18 protein-coding genes are annotated in these 18,098 nt (G+C 40.9%); 12 read left to right on the top strand and 6 right to left on the bottom strand.

The genetic code is table 11. The annotated features are described in order from the left end of the window. Nucleotides 1-530: 530 nt before the first annotated feature. Complete coding sequence (locus H6G28_RS02180; RefSeq protein WP_190588051.1) at nt 531-731, bottom strand: heavy-metal-associated domain-containing protein; 201 nt, start codon at nt 729-731, stop codon at nt 531-533. A 347-nt stretch (nt 732-1,078) separates the two neighbouring features. Here H6G28_RS02180 and alaS point away from each other — a divergent pair, with 347 nt between their 5' ends. The 5 genes from alaS (at nt 1,079) to H6G28_RS02155 (ending at nt 6,530) form a co-directional block, all read left to right on the top strand. Further along, complete coding sequence (gene alaS / locus H6G28_RS02175) at nt 1,079-3,721, top strand: alanine--tRNA ligase (protein WP_190668662.1); 2,643 nt, start codon at nt 1,079-1,081, stop codon at nt 3,719-3,721. A 177-nt stretch (nt 3,722-3,898) separates the two neighbouring features. Further along, the gene (locus H6G28_RS02170) at nt 3,899-4,150 is read left to right on the top strand and encodes a type II toxin-antitoxin system Phd/YefM family antitoxin (protein WP_190668659.1); all 252 of its coding nucleotides are present in this window, start codon (nt 3,899-3,901) and stop codon (nt 4,148-4,150) included. A gap of 109 nt (nt 4,151-4,259) precedes the next feature. Beyond that, nucleotides 4,260-5,708 carry a pentapeptide repeat-containing protein gene (locus tag H6G28_RS02165; protein WP_190668657.1) on the top strand — a complete coding sequence of 483 codons (1,449 nt, stop codon included), beginning with the start codon at nt 4,260-4,262 and terminating at the stop codon, nt 5,706-5,708. Between the two features lie 155 nt (nt 5,709-5,863). After that, nucleotides 5,864-6,115, top strand: a complete 252-nt coding sequence (locus tag H6G28_RS02160; protein WP_190668653.1) for a type II toxin-antitoxin system Phd/YefM family antitoxin — start codon at nt 5,864-5,866, stop codon at nt 6,113-6,115. 151 nt (nt 6,116-6,266) lie between these two features. Then, nucleotides 6,267-6,530, top strand: a complete 264-nt coding sequence (locus H6G28_RS02155; RefSeq protein ID WP_190668650.1) for a hypothetical protein — start codon at nt 6,267-6,269, stop codon at nt 6,528-6,530. A gap of 40 nt (nt 6,531-6,570) precedes the next feature. Here H6G28_RS02155 and H6G28_RS02150 read toward each other — a convergent pair whose 3' ends face one another. Both H6G28_RS02150 and H6G28_RS02145 read right to left on the bottom strand, forming a co-directional pair. After that, the gene (locus tag H6G28_RS02150; protein WP_190668647.1) at nt 6,571-6,795 is read right to left on the bottom strand and encodes a type II toxin-antitoxin system VapB family antitoxin; all 225 of its coding nucleotides are present in this window, start codon (nt 6,793-6,795) and stop codon (nt 6,571-6,573) included. A 37-nt stretch (nt 6,796-6,832) separates the two neighbouring features. After that, nucleotides 6,833-7,816, bottom strand: coding sequence for an RsmB/NOP family class I SAM-dependent RNA methyltransferase (locus H6G28_RS02145; RefSeq protein ID WP_190668645.1), 984 nt, complete (start codon nt 7,814-7,816; stop codon nt 6,833-6,835). A gap of 347 nt (nt 7,817-8,163) precedes the next feature. On the opposite strand from H6G28_RS02145, the gene H6G28_RS02140 reads away from it, so the two are divergent. Further along, the gene (locus tag H6G28_RS02140; RefSeq protein WP_190668641.1) at nt 8,164-9,609 is read left to right on the top strand and encodes a DUF2157 domain-containing protein; all 1,446 of its coding nucleotides are present in this window, start codon (nt 8,164-8,166) and stop codon (nt 9,607-9,609) included. 223 nt (nt 9,610-9,832) lie between these two features. Beyond that, entirely contained in the window at nt 9,833-10,585 is a 753-nt protein-coding gene (locus H6G28_RS02135) for a GDYXXLXY domain-containing protein (RefSeq protein WP_190588058.1), read from the top strand. Here the strand turns inward: H6G28_RS02135 and H6G28_RS02130 are convergent. Both H6G28_RS02130 and H6G28_RS37740 read right to left on the bottom strand, forming a co-directional pair. Continuing rightward, nucleotides 10,582-10,821: a hypothetical protein gene (locus tag H6G28_RS02130; protein WP_190588059.1), complete on the bottom strand. Its 240-nt coding sequence runs from the start codon at nt 10,819-10,821 to the stop codon at nt 10,582-10,584. The genes H6G28_RS02135 and H6G28_RS02130 overlap by 4 nt on opposite strands. Nucleotides 10,822-10,985: 164 nt before the next feature. Continuing rightward, entirely contained in the window at nt 10,986-11,204 is a 219-nt protein-coding gene (locus H6G28_RS37740; RefSeq protein ID WP_199332756.1) for a DUF4351 domain-containing protein, read from the bottom strand. A gap of 271 nt (nt 11,205-11,475) precedes the next feature. On the opposite strand from H6G28_RS37740, the gene H6G28_RS02120 reads away from it, so the two are divergent. After that, entirely contained in the window at nt 11,476-12,246 is a 771-nt protein-coding gene (locus tag H6G28_RS02120; protein ID WP_190668638.1) for an Rpn family recombination-promoting nuclease/putative transposase, read from the top strand. Between the two features lie 63 nt (nt 12,247-12,309). Here the strand turns inward: H6G28_RS02120 and namA are convergent, their stop codons facing one another. After that, nucleotides 12,310-13,377 carry an NADPH dehydrogenase NamA gene (gene namA, locus H6G28_RS02115; protein ID WP_190668635.1) on the bottom strand — a complete coding sequence of 356 codons (1,068 nt, stop codon included), beginning with the start codon at nt 13,375-13,377 and terminating at the stop codon, nt 12,310-12,312. A gap of 390 nt (nt 13,378-13,767) precedes the next feature. On the opposite strand from namA, the gene H6G28_RS02110 reads away from it, so the two are divergent. From H6G28_RS02110 to miaB, 4 genes are all read left to right on the top strand, one after another. Next, nucleotides 13,768-14,181 carry a secondary thiamine-phosphate synthase enzyme YjbQ gene (locus H6G28_RS02110; RefSeq protein WP_190668884.1) on the top strand — a complete coding sequence of 138 codons (414 nt, stop codon included), beginning with the start codon at nt 13,768-13,770 and terminating at the stop codon, nt 14,179-14,181. Nucleotides 14,182-14,456: 275 nt separating this feature from the next. After that, nucleotides 14,457-15,206 carry a hypothetical protein gene (locus H6G28_RS02105; protein ID WP_190668631.1) on the top strand — a complete coding sequence of 250 codons (750 nt, stop codon included), beginning with the start codon at nt 14,457-14,459 and terminating at the stop codon, nt 15,204-15,206. Nucleotides 15,207-15,301: 95 nt separating this feature from the next. Then, nucleotides 15,302-16,102, top strand: a complete 801-nt coding sequence (locus H6G28_RS02100; RefSeq protein WP_190588063.1) for a Nif3-like dinuclear metal center hexameric protein — start codon at nt 15,302-15,304, stop codon at nt 16,100-16,102. Between the two features lie 434 nt (nt 16,103-16,536). Next, the gene (gene miaB, locus H6G28_RS02095; RefSeq protein WP_190668628.1) at nt 16,537-17,901 is read left to right on the top strand and encodes a tRNA (N6-isopentenyl adenosine(37)-C2)-methylthiotransferase MiaB; all 1,365 of its coding nucleotides are present in this window, start codon (nt 16,537-16,539) and stop codon (nt 17,899-17,901) included. Nucleotides 17,902-18,098: the final 197 nt, after the last annotated feature.

Here is an 18,098-nt window from a genome sequence, read left to right as displayed (position 1 = left end):
CCGTCTTTGACCTTTTTTTTTAAAACAGTGTAAATACGGAAATTATATTTGTTTTTAATATAATCACTGTAGTTTCCAGGTGTTAGTTATTTGCAAGTGCAAACACAATAAAATAGGAAATTTTATGTTTGGGATTGCTGGATTTTATTTATATAAATTAAATGCTTAAAAAAATATAAATTTTTGCTTTTATACGTAAAAACCGAGATGCTTCATAAATATGAGAAATGCTATGTGGGTTCATCAGGGCAAGGATTACCACCTCAATCAAGCTGAGTTGTTAGAGGATTTTAACTAGGCTTTTGAGATAGGTATTATTTAATGAATAAGTGAATCTACGAGAGTGAGAATTTTGATAGCAGACTACAAAGGAGTCAAGTAGAGGATTTAGTTATCAAATCTAGATGGGGAGCATATTTTGATATTGAATTATATAGGGGCTAAAGTTCATTAGCCCCTAAAAATCTTTAATTGTGCTGTAGGTTTAGCATCAACTAATCTAAAAATTTTGTAAACCCTTTATGAAGAAATCAATAACCTTCAATGTCGTAACCAGACGCAACAATTACCTGTTTGATTGACTCTTCCGAAGCGGCAGATTCTACGGTGACAGTTTTATCTTCTACATTCACATCTACCAGAGCATCAGGTTCCATTACATGGATAGATTCAGTAATTTTGTCAGCACATCCTGCACAAGAAATGTTGGAAACTTTTAGTTTTAGTGCCATTATTTGCCTCTTTTGAGAAAGTTTAATATTTCTTTTATAAATAAATTTTATTTCTGCATTGGGATCGCATACATCTAGCTAAGGTGGGGTAGTAAAATTACGTATATAGGCATAGGCGATCGCGGGCAAGATATCTCTCTCAGTAATAATTACTAGCAGTAACGGAAAACAGAATGCAAAAATAAGGCTAGAGGTTAGGGGTTAGAGGCTAGAATGATGTTTATAATTTCTATTTGCATTAGTGTCTAGCTGAAAAGTACTGATTTATTTATAAAATTACTAGTCTCTAGCCTCTAGTCCCCAGTCCCTAGCCCCAGTCCCTAATCATTCTTTTTTGTTTTCTATCCATGTCTTCTAATCCCCAGTACCGCAGTGGTAACGAAATTCGTACTTTATTTCTTGACTTCTACGCCCAACGGGAACACCAAATTCTGCCGAGTGCTTCCCTAGTACCAGAAGATCCAACCGTGCTGCTGACAATCGCGGGGATGTTACCATTTAAGCCGATATTCCTGGGACAGCGCACATCCGAATTTAAAAGAGCAACCACATCACAAAAGTGTATTCGTACCAACGATATCGAAAACGTCGGACGCACCAAACGCCATCACACGTTTTTTGAGATGTTGGGTAACTTCAGCTTTGGTGATTATTTTAAAGAACAAGCGATCGCCTGGGGTTGGGAAATTTCTACACAAGTTTTTGGCTTTTCTCCCCAAAACCTCGTCGTCAGCGTTTTTGAAGAAGATGACGAAGCATTTAATATCTGGCGTGACAAAATTGGTGTAACCGAAGCCAGAATTAAACGGATGGGTGCAGATGATAACTTTTGGGCTTCTGGCCCCACTGGCCCTTGCGGCCCTTGTTCGGAAATTTATTACGACTTCCACCCAGAACGCGGCGAAGATAATATTGATTTAGAAGATGACACCCGGTTTATCGAGTTTTATAACTTGGTCTTCATGCAGTACAACCGGGATGCGTCCGGGAATTTAACGCCACTGCAAAATAAGAATATCGATACTGGTATGGGTTTGGAGAGAATGGCGCAAATTCTCCAAAAAGTACCGAATAACTACGAAACAGATTTAATTTTCCCGATTATTAAAACCGCCGCCCAAATTGCTGGCATTGATTATCATACAAGCGATGAGAAAATCAAAGTCTCTCTAAAAGTAATTGGGGATCATGTACGCGCAGTAGTTCACATGATTGCTGATGAAATTCGCGCTTCCAACGTGGGACGGGGTTATGTGCTGCGGCGATTAATTCGGCGGGTGGTGCGTCACGGTCGATTACTGGGCATTTCTGGGAATTTTATCACCCAAATTGCGGAAACTGCGATCGCCCTGGCTGAATCTGCTTATCCCAATATCCGCCAACGGGAAGCAGCTATCAAAGCAGAATTAGAACGAGAAGAAACCAATTTCCTCAAAACCCTTGATAGAGGCGAAAAGCTTCTCGAAGATATTATCCAAGAACTCAAACAAAAAGGGCAAACAGAAATTAGTGGGAAAAATGCTTTTAAACTCTACGATACCTACGGCTTTCCCCTAGAACTAACTCAAGAAATCGCTGAAGAAAATAACCTCACTGTTGATGTTGAGGGATTTGAGGCGGAAATGGAGATTCAAAAGGGACGTGGTAGAAATGCTCACGAAACCATTGATTTAACTGTACAAGGTTCCCTCGACAAACTCGCAGAACATATCCACGCCACAGAATTTTTAGGTTATACCCAAGCTGCGACGACGGCGAAAGTGGAAGTATTGGTAGTCAATGGTGTCGCCGAAGAAGCTGCTGAAGCCGGAACAGAAGTGCAAATCCTCCTCAACCAAACCCCATTTTATGCCGAATCTGGCGGACAAATAGGCGATCGCGGTTATATTTCTGGCGATGGTATTGTGGTGCGCGTGGAAGATGTGAAGAAAGAATCTGATTTCTTCGTTCACTTCGGACGTATCGAACGCGGAACACTGCGGGTTGGCGATACAGTTACCGCCCAAATTGATGCTGCTTGTCGTCGTCGCGCCCAAGCAAACCACACCGCCACCCACTTACTGCAAGCGGCGTTAAAGAAAATTGTAGATGAAGGTATATCCCAAGCTGGTTCACTCGTTTCCTTCGACAGATTGCGCTTTGACTTCAACTGTCCCCGCGCTTTAACTGCTGAAGAAGTCCAGCAAGTTGAAGAACAGGTGAACACTTGGATTTCTGAGGCACACTCCGCCAAAATCGAAGTATTACCCTTAGCCGAAGCCAAAGCTAGAGGTGCAGTGGCGATGTTTGGGGAAAAATACGGAGAAGAAGTCCGCGTGATTGATTTTCCGAGTGTGTCTATGGAATTGTGCGGAGGTACGCACGTAAGTAATACTGCGGAGATTGGCGTATTCAAGATTATTTCTGAGGCGGGTGTGGCTTCTGGAGTACGGCGGATTGAAGCAGTTTCTGGCCCGGCGATTTTAGATTACTTAAATGTACGGGAGAAAGTAGTCAAAGATTTAAGCGATCGCTTTAAAGTTAAACCCGAAGAACTACCAGATAGAATCACAACACTACAAACTGAACTGCGAAACGCTGAAAAGCAATTAGAAACGCTAAAAGGACAACTAGCGATCGCCAAATCAGACAGCTTGTTAGACACAGCCCAAACAGTAGGCGACCATAAAATTATTGTTGCCCAACTCGAAGGCGTTGACCCCGAATCCTTAAAAACTGCGGCGGAACGCTTACTACAAAAAATCGGTAACGGTGCAGTGGTACTCGGTTCCGTTCCCGAAGCTGGTAAAGTCAGCATAGTTGCAGCCTTCAGTCCAGAGGTGAACAAGAAAGGTTTGCAAGCCGGAAAATTTGTCGGTGCGATCGCTAAAATCTGCGGCGGCGGTGGCGGCGGTAGACCAAACCTCGCCCAAGCCGGCGGCCGCGATGACAGTAAATTACCACAGGCTTTGGAACAAGCGCAGAGTGAGTTACAGTCCGCTTTGGGTTAACTGTTTTTTAGAATAAATTTGTAGGATGGGTTAGGCAAAGCCGTAACCCATCACTTATCTTGACTAGTCTACACAGGTAAAGAAGAAACGAACCGCAAAGGACGCATAGACGCGATAGCGGCTTCCCGCAGAGTAGGACACAAAGGAATAAGATTTTCAGAGGGTTCTTTTTTAAAGATGCAAAAAGTTTCAATTGATGAATTCCGACAATATCCCTTAAAATACCTCAATCAAGTTGAGGCAGGTGAAAGTTTTATTATTATTCAGGCAGATAAAGAAATTGCTGAACTCAAACCTATTCAAAGTCATAACAAGCAGCTACGACCTTTTGGTTTGTGTGCAGGAGAGTTTACTGTACCTAATGATTTTGATGAACCTTTGCTAGATGAGCTTCTGAACACATTTGAAGACAGATTTAAACTTTATTAAATATTCATAGATTTTATAGTTTGTTAGTATTTTTTTGTAAATTCAACACCTATGATTAGCTTGTACCCATCTTTTAAAAAAGTATTGTCCTTAGCCTTATTTTGCTAATATGGCCAATAAAATTCATCTTGATAAACTTGCAGAAGGAGTTATAGCTTGGAATCAATGGCGAGCAGCAAATCCAAATATAAGTGTGGATCTTAGTAAAGTTTATCTCGTTCATGAAATATCTACAAGAAATAAAAAAATGGCTTTGAGATTTCTTGGAGCTTTAATATCTTTGTTAGTTACTCTTTTTTTACAACAAACCAAGCTGACAGAATATATTATATATTTTCTTGAGCATAATCAATTATTTATAATTGCTTTCTCTCCAATCGCAAATCTAATTTTATATACGATAATTCGCATATTCCTTATTTTTATTATTGTGTATATTGTGTTTTCAGGATTAGTATTAATGCTAAACAACTCTCCGGGAAAAATAAATTTAATTAATATTAATATGAAAGATGTAAATTTATATGGTACAGATTTAGAAGGAGTTGACTTAAGATATGGTGATTTAAGCTATGCAGATTTAAGGAATGCTAATTTGAGCTATCTAGAAGCAATTGGTACAGATTTTAGTAACGCTGATTTGACAGGAGCATGTATAGCAAATTGGAACATTGATAGCTCTACTAATTTAAATTATGTAAAGTGTGATTATATTTATTACCAGTTTAATTATGAAACAGGCAAGTTTGATCAACGTCGTCCTATAGACATAAATAGTATTTTTGCACCTAATGAATTTACAGAACGTGTTAAAATTGCAGAAAAAGCATTAGAAACTATAGATTTAACTTTTACTGAAGGTATAGATTGGAAAGCATTCTTTCAGTCATTTAATGAATTACGCCAACAATACCCTGAGCAGAGTATTGATATTCAAGGGCTTGAGCGTAAAAATAATACTTTCATTGTTCGACTAGAAGTAAATATTGAATCAAAGGTTAACTCAGATTTAATTAAAGGTACTATTGAAACTGGCTTTAAAGAATTTTATGAGACTAATGTCAAATTATTAGAAGCTCAATATCGCAAAGAACTTCAAGCAAAAGCTGAGGAAATTATATTTTATCGCCACCAAAGTACAAACTTATTAGAGATTATTAAGCAACAAGTAACAAGACCTATTAATGTGGAGCATATTATGTCAGAAATTTATAATAACGACTTTAAAGGAGCAAATATTGGTAATTTTGCTAATAAAAATGAAGATAATGCACGTCAGCAAGCGAATCAACACATTTATGTATCTGAGCAAAGGCAAACTCTTGCTGAAGCTGCTACCGAAATTCAAAGTCTTCTCAAACAGCTAGAAAAAAATAACCCTACTGCAACTGAAGCTGAAATAATTGCTTATGTAAATGATGAAACTACTCAGAGCTTTAAGCGTCGTGTTATTAGTGCTTTACAAGCAGGTAGTGAAACTGCAATAGAAGAGTTTTTGGATAACTCTTATGTCAACATTTTTAAAGCAATTATTAAAGCCTGGATTAAACCAGACTAAAGAGTGATTGATAGGTAGAGTGACAGCACAAAGCAGAAATAACATAATTAAATGTTTGTTTTTTCATATTTCGACCAACAATCAGCAGTCCATACTCACATTGCAATTGAGTCAGGATATTCTCTATCCCTATACAACTAAGCCGAAATACTTAGATGCAGAAAATCACAGTTGATGAAATCCAACAAAACTCCTTAAAATATCTCAATCAAGTTGAGACCGGTGAAAGTTTTATTATTATCCAAGCAGGTAAAGAAATTGCTGAATTAAAGCCTATTCAAAATACTAACAAGCAGCGACGACCATTTGATTTGTGTACAGGAGAGTTTACTGTACCTGATGATTTTGACGCACCTTTACCAGAAGATATATTAAACGCATTTGAGGGCGGACAGCACCCAATCTAGGTCTTGAGAATGTTGGGTTACGTTCCTCCACCCAACCTACACCAGCCTGAGTTTTTAGCCTTAACTGAACTGTATTGTCATATAATGTTAGTTAATAATCAGCAAAAAATGGTAATCAACAGCTAGTCTTAGTAATATAGTACAGAAATTTATGAACATTCAGCTTGTTGAATCTTTAGCTAATGCCATCAAAGCTTTATCTACGGAAGAACGAGAATTATTAAACCAGAAATTAACCTATCAATCTCATTGGCAAAATCTCCGCCCAAAAATTTTAGCTAATGCTCAAGCTATCCAACAAAGGCATAATGGTCAACATTTTGACCCAGATATTGACCAAATTATTTATCAAGTACGAGAAGAAAGGGATCAACAATTGCTCCCAGATTTTTTTTCCAGCAAAGAACATTTATGATCGGACAATTTAGCGGAATATGCTGATCCAAACAGATGTATCAATTAGCAGCATAACGAGTTTCTCGCAGGGCTTTGTAGTCGAAGTCTGGAGCAAACTGAATTTGTCCAGCAAGGTCTAGTAGGTTCTTTTTGCGGTGTGATTCACTGCGCGATCGCACGAGTTCTTGCAAAGCAAAATTCACCAGTTCTTCTTGAGTGGTAAGGTTAGTCAATTGCAAGGCTTCATTGAGCAGTGATTCATCTAAGTTCAGGGTAATTTTCATAAACACTAAGTCTGGTTTAAATTATTATCCTCACATTTTAACTCGATGCAAGCGTGCTATTTTCTAATCTATTTTGACTATTCATCCACACCGCAGATAAAGCACTTACATCTAACTCTTGACTTTCACCATCGGCTGTATTTTGAAACAACACAGCAAATGCACCAGCACCTAATCTACTCTGTGGAAAGATGCGGTAACAAGGAATATTTGTGAGGTGCGATTGATACACTTGTAAATGGTTCACCTTGACTGGTTGAAACTGGGGAAAGCGGGATAAAAACCATTCACAAACCTGCTCATTTTCTTCTGGAGAATAGGTGCAGGTCATATAAGCAAGATATCCTTGAGGCGCGACTATTTGAGCAGAGTTTGCAATAATTCTTTTTTGGCGATTGGCACTTTTATTAATTGCTGTGGGGTGAAAACATCCAGGGGCTTTTTCACCTTTGGCTAGTAATGATTGTCCTGTACAAGGTGCATCAACAACTACTAAATTACTAGATGCGGGGATACTTTCAGCAAAAATACTTGAATCTCGATTCACTACAATTGCGGGTTGAATTTGGCAACGTTTTAAGTTAGAAATTAACATACCTAAACGTTTACCAATGACTTCGTTACTAATCAATAATTTTGGTTGCAAAGCTTTCCACGCAAACACGCTTTTACCGCCGGGAGCAGCACACATATCAAAAACTGTAGGGATTGGCTGCGTAATTGCTAACAAAATTGAAGCTGAAAATACAGAAGAAAAATCTAAGCAATAGAAATATCCTTGATTATGTAGGGGATGTTGACCGGGTTTTTCTCCTAAAGCTAACCTGTCTATAAATTGTGGTTGCCAAGTTAAAGGTGTTTCTACTGCAAAGGGCGATGTTTCTGGTTTTGGCTGACACCAAAGAATAGACGGTGCAAAAGCGTGGGGATTAACTAAGGCTGCGATAAATTTTTCCTGTTCTTCTAGACTTTCAAATAAACGCCGTGCGAGTTTGAGTAATAAGTTGGAAGGCTTTTCCATTATTTATGTGAATGATTATACGTATTTTTAATCCTAGTAAAACTGTTACACAAGAACAATGCTATGCAATGCCTTGGCTGCATACTGAAAATACAATAACCGCTATGCTGACCCATTAACCTTTGTTGGTCGGGAGTTAGGCAAAAATCGCTCTTTAGCTTAATTTATCGTAGACGCAAAGTGGCTGGCTTTCCGAAGAGGACTGGGCTTCGGGTAAGAATGCTAATACATCACAGAATCTGCGTAAATCCTGATACTATCTGCCCTCTGCTGTCTTTTTGGGGTGAATAGAACATCCAAAATCTAGAGTTTGACCGTGAAACTACCTCGTTGCTTTGGAGATGGTCATGATATTGGATAATTTTCAGAGGAAGTTACGCCGAGAATCGCAATTATGGCGAGATGAAGGACTGATTAGTGCTTCGCAATACCAACAACTAGCAGACCGTTATCAATTTAATAATTTAGAAGCTGCGGCACGCGATCGCTCGATGATGACTGCGGTCATGACTGGTAGTATCCTACTAACATTGGGGATTATCACTTTTGTGGCGGCTAACTGGCTGGGATGGTCGCGGGATGTCAAATTCATCATCATGATGAGTTTGTTTATGGCTACTACCATCACTGGTTTTTACACTTGGCGACAAGCCGCTATTGGTATCCCGGAAGGCAAAAAACCAAAACGTAGTCAACGCCTCTTGGGTGAAGGGTTGCTGATTTTAGCAGCGATGGTGTTTGGTGCAACTATCGCCTTGATGGCTGATGTGTTCAATATTAACGGTTCAACGCCTGAACTATTCTTCGCCTGGGGTTTTGGCGTTTTGGTGATGGCTTACAGCCTGTCGTTAAATTCCCTGGGAATTTTGGGAATTGTCCTCATCCAAATTGGGTATTGGACGGGTATTGGAGACTTGCGTTATTCGGCAAATGATTGGAATTGGGCAACACTGGTTATCAGACACATGCCTTTGCTGTCGTGGGTGTTGTTTGTCCCCTTAGCTTATTTTTGCCGTTCGCGGTGGATTTTTGCGATCGCTGCTTTTATTTTTGCCAGTTCTTTACAATTGAATCTCGACCCCTTACCACTGTCAAATCTGTCGGATGCTGCGCCTTGGGTCGCCTCTTTTGCGTTTACACTACCACCGGCATTATTCTGGAGCTATGATGACCTGCTATTCCCCACAATTAATTACAGACTATTTCAATCTTTAGCCCGTGATTTAGCGTTAATTGCTTTTGGTCTAGCTTTTTATATCCTGTCGTTTCGTTGGCTGTGGCAAACTTCCGGCTACAATTTCTCTTCGTCAACGAATAACATGAATATATTCATGAATCGCCCAATCATTGACTTGGGAATCCTCAGTGGCTTGGCGGTACTGCAATGGTTGTTTTTAGTCCGCCAGCGCAACAACCCCATTCGTCGGGAAGCAGTCTTCAATCTACCTTTGATTGTGACTTTTTTAGGCTTCACCGCTATTGTACCTTTCTGGCATCAAGCGATTAACCCTATCGATGATTTGGGGGTTTTTGCTTTTAATGTGTTGTTCACAGTTTTGGCTTGGGGACTAATTCGGGAAGGCTTGAAGTTTAACGACAGGCGATCGTTTTGGGGCGGTATGCTGTTGTTAACTCTGCTAGTGATTAGTCGTGTGCTGGAGTATGACACGGAACTACTACTCAAGTCACTGGTGTTTGTCATGTGTGGTTCAGCGTTGATTAGTGCTGGACTGTGGTTTGAACGCCGTGTAGGTTCTAACTCTAAGTCTTCCGGTAATGCCAAATCTTCCTAATTTTTTCTCTGCGTGAACAAAAATTAACCGCAGATGGACGCAGCGAAAGTAGGTTGGGTGTAGCGATAGCGTAACCCAACAAAGTATGCGTGAATGTTGGGTTCCGTTACTCCACCCAACCTACACCTAGCTTTTGCCTTTTTCCTTTTGCCTTGTTGTACCAACCCCTTGTTTCTCTGCGTAACTCCTAATATTCTCTCTCCCTAATAGTAGGACTACGCCAATGAAAAATGAATCTTCGGAATCTACTAAAAAGTCAGAATCTAGTAAGTCGGAATCTACTAAGAATAAATCATGGTCGCCCGAAGCGGAATTTTCTGAGAAACTGACGTTTCGTGATTATTTGTTAGCTACAGACCAAAAAGCCAATAAGCCTTTACCTGTAGGAAGGTTGGTGCTTCCTTTGGCTATTCAAGCTGCAATTATTTTCGCAGTGCCTTTTTTATCGATGTACACTACTCTCACAGGTAGAGAGGTAATTTTACAAACTGTACCTGTGAATTCACGAAATGTCTTACAAGGTAATTCTTTAGAGCTAGACTACAATATCTCGCGGATTTCTACACTCAGAAGGCTATCTGGTTGGCAAGAATTACTGCGACGAAATCGCGGCCGGGATGGAGAATTACTAGAAGGAACTAACTTGTATGTCATTTTACAGGAACAGCCTTTCTTTAGTCAGGGTGTACCGAGGGCTTGGCGACCAGTGCGGGTAACAACTAATCCACCTAGATCCTTACCTAGTAATCAAGCAGCCCTCAAGGGTGTGTATCAAGATGGTTATGTGCAGTATGGTGTGGAAAACTATAATGTGCAGGATGAAGAACGACAACAGCTAAATCGGGATGTTACCCAAGCTGTACGGCAAACCAGAGATGGACAATCACGTTCTATCGTTGTGAAAGTCAAAGTAGACCCACAGGGTAACGCTGTACCTGTGAGTCTTTGGGTACGCGATCGCAACTATCAATTTTAGTCTTCGTGCTTGATATTCCATGCTACACCGAAAGCTGCCCCAGCCCCGGCGATTAGACCTGTACTCATTCCTTGTATAGTTCTTTCAACGGGGTTTTGGGTCAAGCATTCACTCGTAACTTGACTAGCGCGTAAACAAAAATGACTCTCTGCCCAGCTGCTAGTACCACCTAAAATGACACCAGCAATACTACAGGAAGCTACAAGCAGCAGCAGACGTTTTGTTTTTCTATCCATAGATGGATGCTTGAAAGTTGGGAAAGTAAATAGTCCTCAACTACTTTACACATCCATGTTGTTATTGTCAGCTCCTTTTTAAAGTGCTGAGTGCTGAGTTATGAGTGCTGAGTATTGAATATTCTCCAATTATCAGCAGCAGGCACACTTTTTCCTCGTTCAAGTCAATTTTGGGCTAACCAATTGTTTAAATCAAGCAGACTGGAAAAGTCTAACAAAGCTTCTCCTAAAGATTCCAGTTGAGTTAGGGATAAAACATCGATTTGCGATCGCACTTCCTGGGGCAATTCTCCCAGTACGATCGCCTGATCTTGTAGGTTGGGTGGAACGAAGTGGAACCCAACAATTGCTGTGAAGAAAACTGCCAAATTTTCAACTACCAAAATATTTCAATTCCAACAGTAAAATTCACACTGTGATTATTAGACCTGTTAAAATATTCTCTGATCATTGCGTTGGGTTACGGCGCGATCTAGATTTACCGTTTTGTTGCCAATATCTCTTGTGCGCCTGCACCCAACCTACAAGGAATTGCGATTCCACTGTCAGTTGGGCGATAGCGAAGCGCCGATCGCACCGTAACAGTCAGTTATCAAAATTTATATCCTCTCAGCACTAAACCGATCGTCCAGGACGTAGAATCTTACTATTTTTATGTATGACGATACCTGTCGATTCCTGGCTGAACACTTCTCCACTGACTTCGCCAGTTGGCTCTTGGGAGAACCTGTGGAAATGACAGAACTCAAACCCTCGGAACTCTCTCTTGACCCAATTCGCACTGATGCTCTAATTCTGCTGCAATCTACTGGTTATTTTTTACACTTAGAGTTCCAAACATTGCCCAAGGATAACGTTCCATTCCGAATGTTGGACTACCGTGTGCGTGGGTATCGTAAAGACCCGACCAAACCGATGCGACAAGTTGTGATTTACTTGAAACAAACTGCTTCAGAGCGGGTATATCAGACCTGTTTTGAGATGGAAAACACGCGCCACGAGTTTGAAGTCGTGAGAATTTGGGAGCAACCTGCATCTGTGTTTCTACAATATCCAGGACTGATCCCCTTTGCGGCTCTCAGTCGAAGTGCTGATGCAGAGGAAACATTGCGTCAAGCAGCACAACAGATCGATCAGATCGCAGACTCCGAAGCGCAAGCGAATCTGATAGCAGCGTCAGGAATTTTAGCTGGGTTAAGATTAGAAAATGAGGTAATTTATCGCATTCTACGGAGAGACATTATGCAGGAATCCACCGTTTATCGCTCAATCTGGAAAGAGGCTGAAGACGAAAAGACACGAGCGATCGCACTCAATCTTCTGCGAGAAGGTGTATCGATTGAAACTATCGTTCGTAGCACCGGTTTATCGGTGGAGGAAGTGCAACAACTTCAGCAACAACTCAACGGCTCCGCACAAAGCTGAAGAACGCTAATGGCTTTCATCAAATTGTCTCGAAATAGGCGATCATGTTCCGGAATTGTAATATTATGTCCAGGCGCGATCGTATTGTACTGGCCAGAGTTTCTCATATCCTAGTTTTTTGGCTGCTAGATGTGGCCAGTAAGGATTGCGGAGTAATTCGCGCCCCAATAAAACTAAGTCTGCTACTTCGGTGCGAATAATTTGGTCGGCTTGTTCGGGAGAGGTAATCAAGCCGACTGCGCCTGTCGGGATTTTGGCTTCCTGGCGGATGCGTTCAGCAAATTGAGTTTGATAACCAGGTTTGACGGGAATATTGATGCCAGGGATAATTCCCCCAGAGGAACAGTCTATTAAATCTACGCCCAAAGATTTGAGTTTATCGCTTAAGGTAACGCTTTGTTCTATGTTCCATCCTTTATCTATCCAATCGGTGGCGGAGATTCGCACCAATAAAGGATAGGTTTCTGGTAAGATTTGGCGCACAGATGTGACTACTTCTAATAATAAGCGTGTGCGATTTTCAAAACTGCCGCCATATTCATCTTGACGCTGATTTGCTAAGGGTGAGAGAAATTGATGGAGTAGGTAGCCGTGGGCTGCGTGAATTTCGATGACTTTGAAGCCGGCTTGTAGGGAACGTTGAGTTGCGGTGACAAAGGCTTGAATAATTTGTTGAATCCCTTCAATACTCAAGGCTTCGGGAACTGGACTATCTTTACTAAAGGCGATCGCACTACTGGAAACTACAGGCCGCCAACCTTCTTGGGATTCATCTAAGGCTTTACCGCCGCGACTGGGTTTGGCTGTGCTGGCTTTTCTCCCTGCATGGGCGAGTTGAATTCCTGCTATGGAACCAAAGTTATGAATTAATTCGACAACTTTGGCTAAACCTTCTATGTGTTCATCTGACCATATACCCAAGTCTTGTGGACTAATTCGCCCACGGGGTTCGATTGCTGCTGCTTCTGTGAATACTAAACCTGCACCACCAACGGCGCGAGAGGCTAAATGTACTAAGTGCCAATCATTTGCAAACCCATCTGTACTAGAGTATTGACACATGGGTGAAACGACAATACGGTTACGAAAGGTGATTTCCCGAATCTTAAAGGCCTCAAACAAATGTGCCATTGGAATGATTTCCTTTACTTGCTAAGGTAGAAAAACTGCTGCTGTCAATTCCAAAAAGTTCAGTCTCTAGATAATGCCCGAAAGCACCAAGGCGGCTATAATTCTTGTGTAAGTTTCACCAAAAATATTGTAAATTTATATAAATGAAATATTGATAATTTATCATAATAGACATTGAAAATTTACTCACATTCTTGATTTTGAACTGCCTACTCGATAAAACTCAACTCTCTAAATTTTGGGTGAGCGATCGCCCCCAAGCACTCACTAACAAAATATGCTTATTGCTCATGAGCATTCATTCAATAATATAGCTAAATTGTGGCTGAACTTAGCAGCTAATTGCCTAAGAAAGTCTATATTATTAATGAATAGTCAATGAATTTACAAATGGTTCACTACCAAAAGCTACTGAGAGTTTCTACTACTGGTAAATCTTTTCACAATATTACCACCAAAATCGAATCTATAGTTGCTGAGTCGGGCGTGGAAACTGGACTCTGCACTTTATTTTTACGCCACACTTCCGCTAGTTTAGTCATCCAAGAAAACGCTGATCCTGATGTGTTGGTAGATTTAGCTAACTTTATGTCCAAGCTAGTCCCAGAATCGGGGGGATACATTCACGATGCGGAAGGGCCTGATGATATGCCAGCACATATCCGTTCTGCATTGACTCACACTTCGGAACATATACCTATTAATCGTGGTCATTTAGTATTAGGGACTTGGCAGGGAATTTATGTTTGGGAACACCGTCATCGTAGTCATACACGCGAGTTAGTAGTACACATTTCTGGCTAATTAAAGTACTGCTGATGAGTGTTTATTCCTATTTTTAAACTGGGTTGAGAGTCGCAGCACATATAGTCATCTTATTTGATTGATAAACTACTCTTAACCGCAGAGAGTATATGTGTTTTCTCAAAAAACATCTTAAAATAGTCCGCTAAAATGCGGCTTTTTTTGTATTAATACAAATGTTAACGTTTGTTTATATTTGATTAATGATTATAGGTATTTTGATACAGAAGCTCATAAAATTAAATATATCACTTGCTGAGGCTAGTTAAATCTGTATGAAGCAAGACTTACCTTTTACTTATGACTTTCAAATTATTGATGAATTTCTGCGGCAAAATTCGGTTAATCTTTTATCACTCAATCCCCAAAAACAGCTTATTACTTGCTTTACGGAATTAGAAAGTTTAATTGAGGAAGAAACTACAGATATTAGACTGATATCGAATTTGCAAAATACCTTGGAATGTATTTTAGAAGCTCAATTAGAAAACTTTCCCGGTAATATTTTTTGGGATTGTGATTTTATGGTAAGTAGTATTTTGCGGCAAGCTTTAGCAGTGGCAGATGAGGCTATTGGTTTTTTAAAGATGTTTACTGATAAAATGGTTGCTCTTAGCAAGTTATTTGGTATTCATCAAGAAATTCGCTTTTGTTATGTTCACGATTTTATGTATGGTTTTGACTGGGCAAGATGGGTACAAAAAGACCCGCAAAATCGCGCCCATATAGAACCTTTTAGTTTATTTTTTTTAGATTATTTGCTGACTAAAGGTCAAGAATTAATTCATCGGATTAATCACGATCAACCGACATATTATCAGTTGTGTGCTACTGGTTTTCGGAATCCTTTTCCGTTTTCTCGCACGCCAGAAGATGAATATCGATTGTTAACTTATCTTGCTAGTGAAGGCTTTATCCCTGTTACAGCTTGGAATTGGCATAGTCAGCCTGTTTGGAATCAACCTTTTCAGGAAATACGTCAGCAGTTAGCATTACAGTTGAATATTCAACCACAAAGGCGATGAGTGGAAAAGTGCTGAGTGCTGTACACTGAGCGCACTTGTACTGAGCGCAGCCGAAGTAGTCGAAGTGTGAGTGCTGAGGAAACTAAAAGTAAGTTATGAAAATTGTTGATTTAATTAGTTGGTTTGAAGAATGGGCGAATCCGGCTTGGTGTGAAAGTTGGGATAATTGTGGTTGGCAAGTTGAGCCTGGGGTTTTGCAAGAGTCGGCGCGGGTGTTAGTGTGTTTAACTCCGACTTTGGCAGTGATGGAGGAAGCGATCGCCCATCGTGCTAATCTGATTTTTGCCCATCATCCGTTAATTTTCACCCCTCCCAAATCTTTTCGGCGTGGTGAGGCAATATCCGAAATGGTACGATTAGCCTTCATTCACAATATTGGGATATATACTGCCCATACGAATTTTGACCAAGTACCAGACGGAACGGCCGATGTCTTGGCTCAAATTTTAGAACTTCAGCAAGTCTCGCCTATAGTACCGGCTGTCTCTGGGTTCGGTTACGGAAGAGTTGGTGAACTGGAAAAATCACTCACATTCCAAGAGTTACTCGCCATTATTCAACAGCGTCTTTCTCCCCCTGATTTAATTTTTTCCCCCACGGCTGATTTACAACAAAAAATTTCACGGGTGGCTGTTTTGGGTGGTTCCGGCGCGAGTTTCATTTCGGCGGTGGTAAAAACTGGGGCGCAGGTTTATTTAACTTCTGACTGCAAATTTCATCAGTTTCAAGAAAGCCGCGATCGCGGTTTAATCTTAGTTGATGCAGGTCATTACGCCACAGAACGTCCAGCTTGCGATCGCTTGTCACAAAAATTTATCTCTTTAAACCTTGACTGGGTGCAGTTAAGTCAACAAGATGAGGATTTCCGAGAGTTTTTTACTAGAGCATCAATTTAGCAGACATCTGGGACTAAGGGCGGTAAACCGATACTATAGAAAACTCCCACATTAGCAGCTACAATAAATCTTTTGGAACTTATGGGATGATACCAACAAGTGTATAAAACTTTCCTGATCCCAGGGAAAGTTATCCACAGGGGTGTTGTCTTCAATAACAATGTGGCTGATGTCCGATGCTTCTTGAACCATATAAAGCGATCGCCTCCTCCATCAGTTAGTCTTTTCTATACTTTAATAGAATAGAGATAACGCCGTGTGCAACTTTCTCTCAAACCTAACCCCCAACCCCTTCCCTACAAGGGAAGGGGAGCAATATTCAAAGCCTCTCTCCTTGCAGGGGAGAGGTTTGGAGAGGGGTTTCAAGAATAAGTTGTACATCGCGTGAGATACAAACCAAGCATATTTAATCACGCTAATTAAGCACAATTCCCATGACCACTTCTAAACGCCACTATCACATTACTACCTTCGGTTGCCAAATGAATAAAGCCGACTCAGAGCGCATGGCTGGCATTTTAGAAGACATGGGCTTTGAGTTTTCCGAAGATCCCAATAATGCAGATGTAATTCTCTACAACACCTGCACCATTCGAGACAACGCTGAACAGAAAGTATACTCTTACCTCGGCAGACAAGCCAAGCGTAAGCACGAACAACCAGATTTAACCTTAGTCGTTGCTGGTTGCGTCGCTCAACAAGAAGGCGAAGCACTGCTACGCCGCGTCCCAGAATTAGATTTAGTGATGGGGCCACAACACGCCAACCGCCTGAAAGATTTGCTGGAATCAGTGTTTGGCGGTAATCAAGTTGTCGCCACTGAACCAGTGCATATTATGGAAGATATCACCCAGCCGCGCCGGGACAGCAAAGTTACCGCCTGGGTGAATGTGATTTACGGTTGTAATGAACGCTGTACTTATTGCGTAGTTCCCAACGTGCGTGGTGTAGAACAGTCCCGCACCCCCGAAGCCATCCGCGCCGAAATGGAAGAATTAGGCAGACAAGGTTACAAGGAAGTAACTTTGCTTGGTCAAAATATTGACGCTTACGGTCGAGATTTACCCGGCTCAACATCAGAAGGACGACATCTGCACACCTTCACAGATTTACTTTATTACGTCCATGATGTGCCGGGAGTAGAACGGTTAAGATTTGCTACCAGTCACCCCCGTTATTTTACGGAAAGATTAATCAAAGCTTGTGCAGAGTTACCCAAGGTGTGCGAACACTTCCATATTCCGTTTCAGTCTGGGGATAACGATGTCTTAAAAGCGATGTCACGGGGTTACACTCACGAAAAATATCGCCGCATCATTGATACAATTCGCAAGTATATGCCGGATGCGTCAATTAGTGCGGATGCAATTGTTGGTTTCCCTGGTGAGACAGAGGCACAGTTTGAGAATACTTTGAAATTGGTGGAAGATATTGGGTTTGACCAATTAAATACAGCCGCCTATTCACCGCGCCCCGGAACACCTGCGGCATTGTGGGAAAATCAACTGAGTGAAGAAGTAAAAAGCGATCGCCTACAAAGATTAAATCATTTAGTGGCAATTAAAGCAGCCGAGCGATCGCAGCGTTATTTTGGTCGCATCGAAGAAGTATTAGTCGAAGACCAAAACCCCAAAGATAAAACTCAAGTCATGGGACGCACAGGTGGTAATCGTCTGACATTTTTTACAGGCGATATTAATGAGCTAAAAGGGCAATTAGTGAAAGTTAAAATCACCGAAGTTCGTGCTTTTAGCTTGACTGGTGAACCAATAGAAGTGCGGCAAGCTTTGACAGTTTAAGTGAATGTACACCACACTGAAAATAATTGTTTGTGGAGTCTTAATTAATTGCCAGATTTATTGCAAAGAATCACAATTAATCCCAAACAGTGTGGTGTCCTTATGTGTATACGTGGTATGAGAATTAGCTATATAAATTTAACCGCCGATTGAAGAGGATGAACGCAGATGAACGCAGATAAATTTGTGCTTAACAT

Source organism: Nostoc sp. FACHB-190, from assembly GCF_014696905.1.
Taxonomy (GTDB): domain Bacteria; phylum Cyanobacteriota; class Cyanobacteriia; order Cyanobacteriales; family Nostocaceae; genus Nostoc_B.
This window is presented reverse-complemented; position numbering and strand designations above follow the sequence as displayed.